Origin of the sequence: Marinobacter sp. Hex_13 (assembly GCF_001566815.1) — a bacterium.
GTDB lineage: Bacteria > Pseudomonadota > Gammaproteobacteria > Pseudomonadales > Oleiphilaceae > Marinobacter > Marinobacter salarius.
The window spans coordinates 133853-146294 of the sequence record NZ_LSMM01000002.1; the positions used below are offsets into that span (position 1 = coordinate 133853).

13 protein-coding genes are annotated in these 12442 nt (G+C 57.6%); 9 read left to right on the top strand and 4 right to left on the bottom strand.

Annotated elements, in window-relative coordinates; translation table 11 throughout:
• Window positions 1-60: 60 nt before the first annotated feature.
• A complete protein-coding gene (locus tag AXW11_RS01920) occupies window positions 61-489 on the top strand; it encodes an Lrp/AsnC family transcriptional regulator (RefSeq protein WP_040474313.1) in 429 nt (142 codons plus the stop codon).
• Window positions 490-1113: 624 nt separating this feature from the next.
• Complete coding sequence (locus AXW11_RS01925) at window positions 1114-2661, top strand: peroxidase family protein (RefSeq protein ID WP_085679639.1); 1548 nt, start codon at window positions 1114-1116, stop codon at window positions 2659-2661.
• 64 nt (window positions 2662-2725) lie between these two features.
• Here the strand turns inward: AXW11_RS01925 and AXW11_RS01930 are convergent, their stop codons facing one another.
• Complete coding sequence (locus AXW11_RS01930; RefSeq protein ID WP_007152627.1) at window positions 2726-3001, bottom strand: YebG family protein; 276 nt, start codon at window positions 2999-3001, stop codon at window positions 2726-2728.
• Window positions 3002-3207: 206 nt separating this feature from the next.
• Between AXW11_RS01930 and AXW11_RS01935 the strand changes: the two genes are divergently transcribed.
• The 4 genes from AXW11_RS01935 (at window position 3208) to AXW11_RS01950 (ending at window position 6561) form a co-directional block, all read left to right on the top strand.
• Window positions 3208-3810: a LemA family protein gene (locus tag AXW11_RS01935; RefSeq protein WP_041336953.1), complete on the top strand. Its 603-nt coding sequence runs from the start codon at window positions 3208-3210 to the stop codon at window positions 3808-3810.
• Window positions 3810-4565 (top strand): TPM domain-containing protein, encoded by a 756-nt coding sequence (locus tag AXW11_RS01940; RefSeq protein ID WP_036209438.1) that lies wholly within the window; start codon window positions 3810-3812, stop codon window positions 4563-4565. Before AXW11_RS01935 ends, AXW11_RS01940 begins: the two co-directional genes overlap by 1 nt.
• A gap of 59 nt (window positions 4566-4624) precedes the next feature.
• Window positions 4625-5254 carry a TPM domain-containing protein gene (locus tag AXW11_RS01945; RefSeq protein WP_041332340.1) on the top strand — a complete coding sequence of 210 codons (630 nt, stop codon included), beginning with the start codon at window positions 4625-4627 and terminating at the stop codon, window positions 5252-5254.
• 89 nt (window positions 5255-5343) lie between these two features.
• Window positions 5344-6561, top strand: coding sequence for a DUF5610 domain-containing protein (locus tag AXW11_RS01950; RefSeq protein WP_143071120.1), 1218 nt, complete (start codon window positions 5344-5346; stop codon window positions 6559-6561).
• Window positions 6562-6565: 4 nt separating this feature from the next.
• On the opposite strand, the gene AXW11_RS01955 is transcribed toward AXW11_RS01950, so the two are convergent.
• Window positions 6566-7480 carry a glutathione S-transferase family protein gene (locus tag AXW11_RS01955; RefSeq protein WP_041332341.1) on the bottom strand — a complete coding sequence of 305 codons (915 nt, stop codon included), beginning with the start codon at window positions 7478-7480 and terminating at the stop codon, window positions 6566-6568.
• Between the two features lie 208 nt (window positions 7481-7688).
• Here AXW11_RS01955 and AXW11_RS01960 point away from each other — a divergent pair, with 208 nt between their 5' ends.
• Window positions 7689-9371, top strand: a complete 1683-nt coding sequence (locus tag AXW11_RS01960; RefSeq protein ID WP_036209447.1) for an AMP-binding protein — start codon at window positions 7689-7691, stop codon at window positions 9369-9371.
• Between the two features lie 93 nt (window positions 9372-9464).
• Here the strand turns inward: AXW11_RS01960 and AXW11_RS01965 are convergent, their stop codons facing one another.
• Window positions 9465-9662: a hypothetical protein gene (locus AXW11_RS01965; RefSeq protein WP_036209452.1), complete on the bottom strand. Its 198-nt coding sequence runs from the start codon at window positions 9660-9662 to the stop codon at window positions 9465-9467.
• A gap of 126 nt (window positions 9663-9788) precedes the next feature.
• On the opposite strand from AXW11_RS01965, the gene AXW11_RS01970 reads away from it, so the two are divergent.
• Window positions 9789-10682, top strand: a complete 894-nt coding sequence (locus AXW11_RS01970; RefSeq protein WP_091640855.1) for a LysR family transcriptional regulator — start codon at window positions 9789-9791, stop codon at window positions 10680-10682.
• Between the two features lie 20 nt (window positions 10683-10702).
• Here the strand turns inward: AXW11_RS01970 and AXW11_RS01975 are convergent, their stop codons facing one another.
• Window positions 10703-11356 (bottom strand): transglycosylase SLT domain-containing protein, encoded by a 654-nt coding sequence (locus AXW11_RS01975; RefSeq protein ID WP_075197031.1) that lies wholly within the window; start codon window positions 11354-11356, stop codon window positions 10703-10705.
• A 204-nt stretch (window positions 11357-11560) separates the two neighbouring features.
• Here AXW11_RS01975 and AXW11_RS01980 point away from each other — a divergent pair, with 204 nt between their 5' ends.
• The gene (locus AXW11_RS01980; protein ID WP_041332345.1) at window positions 11561-12379 is read left to right on the top strand and encodes a DUF2059 domain-containing protein; all 819 of its coding nucleotides are present in this window, start codon (window positions 11561-11563) and stop codon (window positions 12377-12379) included.
• Window positions 12380-12442: the final 63 nt, after the last annotated feature.

Below are 12442 nucleotides of genomic sequence, written 5' to 3' on the forward strand. Positions count from 1 at the left end.
AGCGTCAAAAAATGATAAATGATGATATATTATGGCAATTTGACCAGGAATGATGTCGATATGATCAGCAAGCAGGACCAAAGGCTACTATTACACCTGCGCCAGAATGCCCGTTGCAGTGTCTCGGACCTGGCCAGGGCACTGGACCTGTCGCGCTCAACGGTGCAGAACCGCATTGCAAAGCTCGAAGCGAGTGGCGTGATTCGCGGGTATTCCGTTGAGCTTGGAGGCGAGTATACGGCAACCCAGGTGGAGGCCCATGTGTCGATCAAGGTTTTCCAGAAGCTGACGGCTCGAACCAACGCAGCCCTGGAACAGATCAGCCAGGTATCCCAGTTGTATTCTGTCAGCGGCGAGTATGATCTGATTGCCATCGTCCAGGCTCAGTCCCTGGAGGAGCTGAGTGCGGTTCTGGACGAAATCGGCAATCTTGAGGGTGTGGAGCGAACCAATTCGGCGGTGGTTCTGGAGACGCGTTTCAGGCGTTGATACCAGTATTTCCGGAAATGGTTTGTAAAAGCTGTAATGAGTTTCAACATCTTTGCATATGCGACATATCGTCTGAGTGTTGATTCCTCGCCCAGGTCTGTACCCATTCAGGTGGCTGATTTTACGGGGCAATGCTATTTAGGGCTGAGATAGGGGCTGGTCATTAGAGCTCGAAGTGGAAAACGCCAAGGGCGTTCGGCTAAAAAGTGTCAAGTTTTGATACGTAGGGTGTAAAGCAAACCAGAAAACTCTGTAAATGTGTTTAAAGTGCAGTGATTGTGTTGGCTCCTGTCTGCAAAAATCTCAAATCCGTACTTTTTCGTGCTCTCCTGAAAAAATTCCGTCGTCACCCGCTGTCAGCAATGTATGCAGGCGTGCTGTTTTCCGGCGGTCGTGGAAGTTGTCCAATGTTGGCTGTCGGTCCTGAATGTGCCTGGCTGTTGTTGTTAACTGCCTGTTTGAGCATGGGATTCCGATGGACCCGTAGTTCGGTTTTTTCACTTGATATCTCGCTGGCATGGAAGCTGCTATTTCCCTGGGGCTCGTCGCGAAGGGCACGACGCCCTGGCCGTTGTTCGCGGCTTCGACGGTCTGAGGACCTGATAGTCCAAATGGGAGAGAGGAATGAATATCAAGGAAACGTTCGAAACGAGCGAAAAAACGTACAAGAAAGTCAACATGTGTCCCGGCCATGGCATGGGCGGACGGCACCCGTCACGCAAGGGGCTTGACCAGTTATCCGGCCACGATGACCCAGGCATGTTTGGTCGTATGTTTCCGGGCCTGTCGGCCCTGGATGTGCCAGACAACAAGTTACAGGCGCTGGCGGAAGCCATGCTGGATCCCGATCCGACGGACAGTTCACTGGACAATCCGGGCATTCCGGGCGGTTACACCTACTTTGGCCAGTTTGTCGACCACGACATCACGCTCGATCTGAGCTCTTTGTCCGATAAGAAAAGGGACCCGCTGGGACTGGAGAACTTCCGTACCCCGGCGCTGGACCTGGATAATGTCTATGGTCTCGGCCCTGACGGCTCACCCCATCTGTATGCCAGGAACCCGGCGGACCCTTCGCAACGTGGTCCCAAGTTGGTGATTGGCCGGAACATCAACGTCGATTTTGGTGGCATCACCGGCGATTTTGCCAACGACCTTCCCCGCAGCCCGGAAGGCGTGGCATTGATTGGTGACCCGCGCAACGATGAAAACCTGCTGGTTGCGCAGACCCACCTGGCCTTCCTGAAGTTCCATAACGCTGTGTGTGACAAGCTGCAGAGCGAGGGCGTAGCGGCTGAACAGCTCCTGACTGAAGCCAGGAAAACCGTGACTTACCACTATCAGTGGATGGTGCTCCACGACTGGATGGAGCGTCTGTGCGGGGAAGGTGCGACCGACCGAATTCTCAACGATGGCCGGCAGTACTACCGGTTCAAGAAAACCCCTTACATGCCGGTGGAGTTTTCAGTGGCGGCCTATCGTTTGGGGCACAGCATGGTGCGCCAGCGCTATAGCCACAACCGGATCTTCGCGGATACCGGTTTTGATCTGTTGTTTGCGTTCTCCGGACTGTCTGGGGACATTATTGGAAATCTCGCACCGCAGCCTCCCACCGGGCCAACGCCAGTCAGTGTGTTGCCCAGCAACTGGATTATCGACTGGCGGCGCTTCCACGACCTTGACCGTCCATCGTCGATGCCATTCAATCCGTCGCGGAAACTGGACCCGTTGTTGGTGGAGGAACTTCATAATCTGCCGGGTGGTGGCGGTAACCTGGCTTTCCGTAATCTCAAGCGCGGCGTGAGCCTGGGCTTGCCCTCCGGCCAGGATGTGGCCCGTGAAATGGGCGTAGCCAATGCGTTGACTGCCGATGAAATTGCGACCGGGCCGGATGGCGAGGAAGCCAAGCGCCAGGGGCTGCATGAGTCAACACCGCTGTGGTACTACATCCTGAAGGAAGCGCAGGTGAAAGAGGCCGGTGACCGGCTGGGCCCGGTTGGGGCAGCCATCGTGTCCGAGGTGTTCGTGGGGTTGATCCACGGTGATCAGCAGTCGTTCCTCTGGCAGGAGGGCAAAGACTGGAAACCATCCCTGCCGGCAGCCACGCCAGGAACCTTCACCATGGCGGATATGTTGAGGTTTATTGGGGATATCAATCCCCTGGGAGACTGATCCGCGCAGACGTACCGAGGCGGGGAGGCGTGTGGTGAATGAGCGCCTCCCCGCCCATTCTGGGTTATGCGTCGGTGGTTTCGTTCAGCAATGAGGGTTTTTTCAGGGCCTTGGCGAACAGGTCCTTTTCCTCGGCAATGGCGAGTGCCGCTTTTTCCGCCATGGCTTCATCCAGGCCCTCAACTCGCGCCTGTAGAAACTGGGTGATTTCCTCGGCCAGTTCCAGGACTTTGTCCCGGGCATCGGCTTCCGCTTTGGACGAGAAGAGCATTGTGTCGGGGTGTTTCAGTGCCATCTCCAGTCCATCCCTCTCCGAGTAATACAGCGCTTGTACGGCCATGACGTTCTCCAGTGTGTTCCCGCACGTTGTCGTGTCTGGTGGGGTTCATTGAATCTGCGGTGAGTATACTTAAGGTATCTGTATATGTATACAGTGTTTTCGGTCGCCTGGGCGGCAGATGTCGGGCGGAAAAATGTGATAGTGTCTTAGGCCGGCGATGACCAGACCCACCATCAAGGAACCGATACGCTATGCACGACCGACCCATGGCCAGCCCAGGCCAAACGCCCTTTCAGCTTGCTGCTCTGGCCTTGCTGGCCATGCTGCTCACAGGCTGCGGCATCAACAACATTCCAACGTATGACGAGCAGGTTAAATCAGCCTGGGCGCAGGTGGAGAACCAGTACCAGAGGCGGGCGGATCTGGTGCCGAACCTCGTTGAAACGGTGAAAGGTTTTGCGGATCAGGAACAGGAAACCCTGACGGCAGTCACCGAAGCGCGCTCGAAGGCGACCTCTATTCAGGTCGACGAAAGCATTCTCAACAACCCCGAGAAGCTGAAACAGTTCCAGCAGGTTCAGGGTGAACTCAGCAGTGCGCTCAGCCGCCTGATGGCGGTTTCAGAGCGCTACCCGGATCTGAAGTCAAACCAGAACTTCCTGGCGTTGCAGTCGCAACTGGAAGGTACGGAGAACCGTATCTCGGTCGCAAGGCGTGACTTTATCCAGGCGGTTGAACGCTACAATACGGAAATCCGGACCTTTCCAGGCCGTCTCTGGCACAGCATGCTTTACAGCGACCTTGAGTTGAGGGCCAACTTCGAGGCCACTACCCCCGATGCCCAGGAAGCGCCACAGGTGGAGTTCTGATGCCTGTTCGTTTCCACCCCGTTATCGTTTTTCTGGCCTTGATTGTGCTGTGCCAGGCCAATGCCCAGGCGCAATCCACTCCTGATTTCCCCGACCTGACCGGTCGCGTGGTGGACCGCGCCGACATGCTGCCCGCCAAAGTTGAACGTCGCCTCAGCCAGATGCTGGAGGCCCACGAGCAGTCAACGACCGAACAGGTGGTTGTGGTGACGCTGCCGAACCTTCAGGGCTATGCCATTGAAGACTTTGGCTACCAGTTGGGTCGCCACTGGGGAATTGGCCAGGAAGGTGAAGACAACGGTGCGTTGCTGTTGGTAGCCAAGGATGAGCGGCGGATTCGCATCGAGGTTGGCTACGGCCTCGAAGGTCGACTGACCGACGCCACATCCGCCACGATTATTAATCAGATCATTACCCCGGCGTTCAGGCAGGGGGATTTTGCCACCGGCATTGCCAACGGTGCTGCGGCCATGGTTCAGGTATTGGGTGGTGAGCCACTTGCGGTTCCGAAGTCCAGTCGCCAGGCAGCCGAAGACGACCGGCCCCATCCGGCGTTGGGCATCCTGTTTTTCGTCATTGTGCTGATTGCGTTCTTTAGAGGCGGTGTCGGCGGGGGCCGTGGTGGCCGCAGTGCCCTGCTGGCCGGTGCGCTCGCTGGTGGTCTTGGTGGAGGTCGCGGCGGCGGTTTTGGCGGTGGTGGCTTCAGCGGCGGAGGCGGTGGCTTCGGCGGCGGTGGTGCCTCCGGCGGTTGGTAAACCAGCGACTCAACGCGAGTAGACAGCGAACCTATTGATTCAGCAACACCGGAACGAACATGACGACGTTACTAACAGACAGTGAGCAACAACAGGTGGCTGCGGCCATCACAGAGGTGGAGCGTGAGACCGACGCGGAACTGGTAACGGTTCTTGCCGCAGCCTCCGATGATTATTCCTATATCCCTCTGCTCTGGGCCGGGGTTATTGCACTACTGGTGCCCGGAGCGATCAATTACTTTACCGGTTCGCTGGGCGCGGACTGGTTGCTGGTGGTTCAGTGGGTGACCTTTATCCTGTTATGCCTGTTGTTTCGGTTTCCGGGTGTGGGACATCATCTGGTTCCAAAGGCTGTTCGCTTCTGGCGGGCGTCCAACATGGCCCGGCGGCAATTCCTGGAGCAGGATCTTCATCACACCCAGGGCGGCGTTGGCATGCTGATTTTCGTCTCGGAAGCGGAACACTATGTTGAAATTCTGGTGGATCAGGGCATTGCCGATAAGGTCAGCGACGGCGTTTGGGAAGAGATTGTCGGCACCTTTACCAACCAGGTTCGCAGTGGCGATACCCTGGCCGGCTTCCTCGGTTGCATCGAAAGTTGCGGCCAGCACCTGCGGGAGCAGTTGCCCGCAACCCGCGAGAAAAACGAATTGCCTAATCATCTGGTGCTAATACCGAAACGTTCTTAATGCCTGCCGCCGGTCTGCCGATAAACAGGGGCAGGCTGCGGAAGCATCCCATGTCCTGCCTGCAGACAGCGCTGATGAGGGGTGAGGGTATGGTTTCTCCAATTAATATTCCCGGTTCCGGAATGCCAGGTCGCTCCGGCGCGGAGCCATCGGGAAGCCGGTCGACAAACAATGCCCCCGAGCCTACCAAGGTCCGGGAACAGGGCAGGGGGGCGATCCGCACGCCCGAGGATGCTATTAACGCACTTCGAAGCAGGCTTGAACAACAGCTTCAGCAACGACTCGGGGCATCCGGCCCCGACACATCTGCCTCCACCCGAAATCGATTCGAACCGCCGACCGCCGCCGACGTGGCCAGCCGCGTGCTGGGCTTCGTCCAGCAGCGCCTGCAAAAGGAAGCGGCTGCCGGTGCAGACTCGGAGCGCCTGGCAGGCCTGCTTTCCGATGCACGCCGTGGTGTTGAGCAGGGGTTCTCCGAGGCGCGGGAGCAGATCGAAGCCCTGGGGTTGATGACGGACACATTGAATCGTGATATCGACGACAGCTTCACGCGCATCCAGGACGGTTTGTCTGATCTGGAATCGCGGTATCTGCAAAACGGGATGCCGTCAGAGAGCCGGGTAGCAGCGGCGATGGTGGAGAGCGCCAGCAAAGAGTCTTTTGCGTTTGAGGTCACCACCCGTGACGGCGACCGTGTGACCGTTCGCATGGAGGAGCAACGCTACTCGGCGATGTCGGCAAGTGCCCGCGAGAGTGATGGCGTCCGGTCTGAAGAAGTACGCTCGGCCAGCCTGTTTTCGGGGCGTTATGCATTCTCGGTGGAGGGCAGTCTGGATGACGGCGAGAAGGCCGCGCTCGCGGATCTTTTTGGCAAAGTGCAGCAAGTGTCTGGCCGTTTTTTCGACGGCGATATCCAGGGTGCCTTTCAAGCGGCCCAGTCGTTGAGTTTGGGCGGGGATGAACTGGCGAGCTTCAGCCTGAACCTCTCTGCTACCCGGATGGTGTCTGCCGCTGCTTACGAGTCTGTATCCCGTGAGCCTTCATCCGAGCCCTCCGCAAACATGCAGTTGCGACCGCTTGGCAGTCTCGCCCGGGATATCCAGGGGCTTGCTCAGGAGTCGGTTGCCAAAGGCATGGACCTTCAGGCAATGGAAGGGCTCATGCAGGAACTGCTGGACGATATCCAGCGGCTCCAGAACGAGCGGGGCGGCGAAAACAACCCCGCGCCGCGCTCGTTAATGGATGATTTCCTGTCGTCAGTGTTGGCCGCTTTCGAAAGTGCCGGCCAGAAGGGCGAGCCGGCTTGAGGCATCAGGCCGGCTTGATCGCATAACCCTGTTTCGGGAAGTGGACATGGACCTGCCCGACACGCGCGTGGGAACGCTCCAGAATCAGGGTTTGCTCATCTGCGAACACCAGGCGTCCTGCGACCGGGTCGCGCCCGTAGTCATCGGGTGCGACTTCGACATTCTTTCCTGTTAGCTCATTACCACCGGCAGACTCAATGGCTCGCGGCGTTTCATTGCGGGCAATGTCCAATGCCTGGTCAGCGGTGATCTCACTAGGTTTGCCGTGTCCGAAGGCTTTCATTCGCTCCAGCCACGCTGCCACGTTGGGAGCGTCCCGCAGCCAGGGTTTGCCCGCCAGATCGCAGACAAACCACAGGCCATGATAGGCCGAAAAATCCGCAATACAGGGGGTGTCACCAAACAGAAAGTCTTTCGCCAGCATCGACTCCATGGTTTCGATGTGCGCCATAACCTTGGCTTTTGCCTGCGGCCCTCGTACCGCTTTCACGCGGGACTTTGTGCCCATGGTGATGCGGTCCTTGAGGAAGCGTAAGGCGTTCAGCAGCGACGTGTCGCGGATCAGCTTCCGCAGCATGCGGCCATCGCTGGCGGCAATCACGCAGGCAAGAAACACCTCAAGGTCCGTGGTGCGCACAAAGTCGATGACTGCTTGCGGCTGGTTGGCCAGGCTCAGTTCCGGTTTGCCACTCAGGCGTGCGATTTCGTCAGCGATGGCGCGGCTGTCGCAGAACACATCGGCGCCACTCTGGGCCACGGGAACTTTGCGGTAACCGCCCGCCAGCGCGGAAAGCATAGGCCGGGGCGGCATTTCCCGGACGATAACAGACTGCCAGGAAAGGCCGGCGTAGCCGAGCATGGCCCGGACCTTTTCGGAAAAAGGCGACATGGCGTAGTGGTACAGAATGAACTCTTGCATGGGGAAACCCATCCTTATTTGGCAATGTTATCTGGCGCGACCCGGGAGGTTACCCTGCAATCCTGTCGGGCGAAAGCCCGGGAGTTGTCCGTGTGGGCCAGCTGGCCCGTCACCATCGCCCAGGCTTGAGGAAACGGGAAATACAGGTACTATGCTTTAGTTGCCCAAAAATAACGTCAGAAAAGACGACAACAATAAGGAGCCCTTGATGGCTGCAGACAGCAACAAGCAAACGTCCCTCCACTGCCTGTATTACTGGGCAAAGCAAACCCCCGACAAGGTATACCTGACCCAGCCATTTCCGGATGGCACCACCGAAGACATTACCTGGAAACAGGCCGCCGACCAGGTGTCCCGGATGTCGGCTCACTTGGCAACACTGGGCCTGCCGGAACGCAGCAATGTCGCCATTCTTGGCAAGAACAGTGCGCACTGGATCCTGTCAGACCTCGCCATATGGGCTGCCGGCCACGTTTCAGTTCCGCTATATCCGACGCTCAATGGTGAGACAGCAGCGTATGTGCTGGAGCACAGTGAAGCGAAACTGCTGTTCCTGGGGAAGTTGGACGGCAAGGCGGACGGCTGGAACGATATCAAGGGCCACATTCCCGGAGACCTGCCGGTTATTTCTTTGCCGATGTCGCCCCGGGACGACACGCCGAAATGGCTGGACGTTATCGCCCAGCAGCAGCCGGCCGAACCCAGCTTGCCGGACCCTGATGACCTGGCCACCCTGGTTTATACGTCTGGAAGCACCGGTCGCCCGAAAGGCGTTATGCACAGTTTTCGCACCATGATTTCCGTCGCCGATGGGCTGCAGCAGATATTCCCTGTCACCCAGGATGAAAGAATGCTTTCCTATCTGCCTCTTGCCCATGTTGCTGAACGTGCGGCGGTGGAAACCCAGTCGCTTTATTACGGATTCCACCTGTATTTTGCCAATTCCCTGGACACCTTCCAGGAAGATCTGCAAAGAGCCCGGCCGACCCTGTTCTTCTCGGTGCCCAGGCTGTGGATGAAGTTCTACCTGGCCATCAACAGCAAGTTGCCGCCGAAGAAGCAGAAGGTGCTGTTCAATATTCCGGTACTGAACAAACTGGTGAAAAAGAAGGTATTGAAGCAGTTGGGCCTGGATCACTGCCGTGCGGCCCTCACGGGGGCGGCACCGCTCTCGGGTGAAATTATTGGCTGGTACAGGAACCTTGGGCTGGAGCTGCTGGAGGTGTATGGGATGTCGGAAAACTTCGGCTATTCTCATGCCAATCGCCCGGGCCGGGCCAAGGTGGGTACCGTGGGTGTCACCAATCCTGGTGCGGAGCATCGTCTGGCTGAGAATGGCGAAGTGCAGGTCAAGAGCCCCGGCCAGATGCTGGGCTACTATAAGAACGAAGAGAAAACCCGCGAGGACGTTACCGAGGATGGCTTCCTTAAAACCGGGGATATGGGAGAGATCGACAGCGAGGGGTATCTGCGCATCACTGGCCGCGTGAAGGATCTTTTCAAAACCTCCAAGGGCAAGTATGTGGTGCCAGTGCCCATCGAAAGCCGTTTTAATCATCCCAAGGCAGAGGTTGTGTGCGTGGCGGGAGCCAACCAACCTCAGCCCTGCCTGATGGTGCTGTTATCCGAAGAAGCACGGGAAGCGCTGGAAGCAGGAGGCAGTCGTGATGAGCTGGAGAGGGAGCTGGCTGCGGAGCTGGACGCCGTTAACAGTGGGTGCGAGGCTCATGAGAAGCTGGCGTTCGTGGTGGTGGTGAAAGAACCCTGGACCATGGAAAACGGTATGCTCACACCCACCATGAAGATCAAGCGGAATGTGATCGAGGACTTCTACAACCGCAAAATGGACGAGTGGTTTGGCAAGAAGCAAAAGGTGATCTGGGAGTTCTGATCCCCAAAACGAAAACACCGGTGAGCCTGGGTATCCAGGGCCACCGGTGTTTTCGAAATCTGTCTTCCCTTACTTTCCCATACAGGGACGGGCTTAGTGCTCGCCCTGCATCATCTGGGGCATCTCCGGCGACGCGGTTGCTGCCCTCTTTCTCCAGGAATTCATCTTCCGGCTGATAACCTGTACGGCTTGCTTTGCAGCTGCACGGGTATATTGGCGCCTGACCTCAGTACTGTTGTGGAGGATACTGGACGGCAGCGGGTGTACGGTTGCGATATGGTCTTGAGTCATAGCGCCTTCCTCCTTATCTGGTGGATTAAAATATTGGTTAGCTGACTATATAAAGAAGTTTACGGCTTCGTATTTGCAGTTTAAATACGTTAAACTCCGTACTCACGTTGCAAATATGCAGTATCTATGGATTGGGATTATCTTCGATATATACACGCCCTGGCAATAGGGGGAACCCTTGCCAAAGCCGGTGAGATGCTGGGCGTTCACCAGACCACGGTGCTTCGTCGCCTGGATCAGATGGAAGAGCAGATGGGCGTTCAGTTCTTTGAGCGCAACCGGGATGGTCTGCAACTCACACCCGTGGGTGAAACCGCATTCCGCGAAGCCGAAAGGCTGGCCGCCGATATGGAAAATCTTGAACGGCAGTTGGTCGGGCAGGATTCAGCGCCCGTCGGTAAGGTCCGGTTGGCGGCCACCGACACCATGGTGAATGCCCTTATCAGTCCGATGATTGCAGAGCTCGTCCGGGAATACCCGGACATCGAACTGGAAGTGCTCACCGACAACGATGTGCTGAACCTGAGCCACCGCGAGGCAGACCTGACACTGCGGCCGGTAAACAAACCCCAGGCCACACTGGAAGGGGAGCGAATAGGCACGATCGAGTCGGCTATCTACGCTGCTACCAGCTACCGTAAGCGTCATACCGACCTGGACCTTGAGCATTCGCCGGAGCAGGCGCTCTGGATTCTGCCGGATGAGAGCTTTAGCCACCTGGCAACGGGGCGGTGGTATCGCAAGCACCTGAAGAATGCGTCGTCCATCATCCGTTGCAACAGTCTCCAGGCAATGCACGCCCTGGCGCGGGCCGGGGCAGGGCTGGCGGCATTGCCCTGCTACCTGGGCGACAGTACCAAGGAGCTGACGCGCCTGTCGGAGCCACTTGAAGGCGAGGGCGTTGACCTGTGGCTGATGGTGAACCACGACACGCAACAGATGGCACGGGTACGGATTGTAATGGAGTTCCTGACCGCCAGGCTGACCCAACTGACACCCCAGGTGGAAGGCGAGAGCTGACGCCGAATCATTGTCTGGGCTTACCAGTCACCACAGAAGGGCCAGAACTGGTAGAAACGCCAGCACTGGAATTCTTCCTCGCAGGTCTGGAGCTGGCGGTCATAGCGGAAGGCCCGGTTCTGGACCCGAGTGGCCAATGACCTTACCTCCGGCTTGGCGAGGTAGCTCTGTCGCTGGTAGCCGGTCCTGCCTTCGTGGTAGGCGAGGTACAGTTTCTCGGGGCTGGTGAGAGGAATGCCCACTTCTCTGCGGGTCAGGTGGTTATACCAGCCCACGAAATCGAGTGCGTATTTCATGTTGGTTCGTACCACGGACAGACCGTCTCCGTTTGCGGCCAGGTACTCGGCCCACGCCGGGTCGAGCGCCTGGGCGTAGCCGTAGGCGGATGTTGGCCGGCGCCAGGGAATGAACCCCAGCAGGCGGGTCCGTGGTGGACGGGCATGACTGCGAAACGACGATTCGTAGTAAACAAAAGCCATCTGCGTTGCAATCGGGGTGCCCCAGCGCTCCCGTGAACGGCTGGCATAGTCGTACCATACCGGATGCTCACGGAAGATCTCACAGACGTCGTCCGGGTTTGCCGGTGGGTCTGGCTCCAGCAGGCTGAAACGCATGATGGCGACAATGGCGATTGCCAGCCCCAAGCCCAGTGTTGGCAGGCCATACCATCGCATTCGGGACTTCCAGATTTTCACCCGGTTGCTTTTAAGTCGTCCAGGTCGTCTGTTTTTCGGTCGATTACGGCGTTTCTTCATGGGCGGGACCGGGCCCTGTCACTCCACACTACAAAATGGTCATCTGTTACTGGCCGGCTTTGCTTGCAGCTCTCGCCAGCTCCATGGCATAACAGACCCTCGTTATCAGAGGATACTAGGTTCATGCGCACACTATCCCAAGTTAAACCGGCATTACTTTTTCTTTTGCTGGTCTGTGGTTCTGCCACCGCAAGCCCTTTGGCGGACTCGGTGCTCCGGGTGTCGCCCATTGATGAGGTTGTCGCCCAGTACCCGGCGATGATGAGCCAGGGCATCCGCCAGGGCCTGAAACAAAGCGGGCGGGTTGAGCCGTTTGTTGCCAACACCATCAGCAGTGTTGTGAGTAATGCGTTCAGTGTTGCCGAGATTCGCGCGCGGCTGATAGAAGACCTGGACCAGGGGCTCAGCGAGGGGCAGTTGAACTCGGTACTGGCCTGGTATGAAACGCCGCTGGCGGAGAAAATTTCCAAGGCCGAGGTGGCCGCCTCCAACCCTGACACCTGGAAGCAGGTGGAAGCCAATGCCGCGTCGTTGCAGGAGAAGTACAAGGGCAGCGAAAGGGCCAAACTGTTTACCCGCTTTGACCGGGCTGCCCGTGCAACGGAGAGTGCCGTGGATACCACCGTTGCTGTCCAATTGGGTTTAGCCTCTGCCATGGCAGCGTTCAACGGTAGCAAAGGCCCAACCTTCGAACAGCTTCAGCAACAGATCGAGAACCAGCGTGGCATGTTGCGGGGCATGGTCGCCCAGCAGGTCTACGATGGCTACCTCTACACCTATCAGGATCTCAGCTCTTCCGAATTGAAGAAGTACATTGAGTTTCTCGAAAGTGATGCTGGCTCGGCATTCACCCGCGTGGTTACCAACAGCGTTCAGCGCTCGATCACGGACCCTGTGGAGTCCATAGGGAACCAGTTGGGGCGCTTTTTTAATCGGCGGTAACACCGCGAAAGATTGAAAAGCCCCTGTTTTGGGTCCAGTCTCCAGTAGTCACTTTCCGTAACG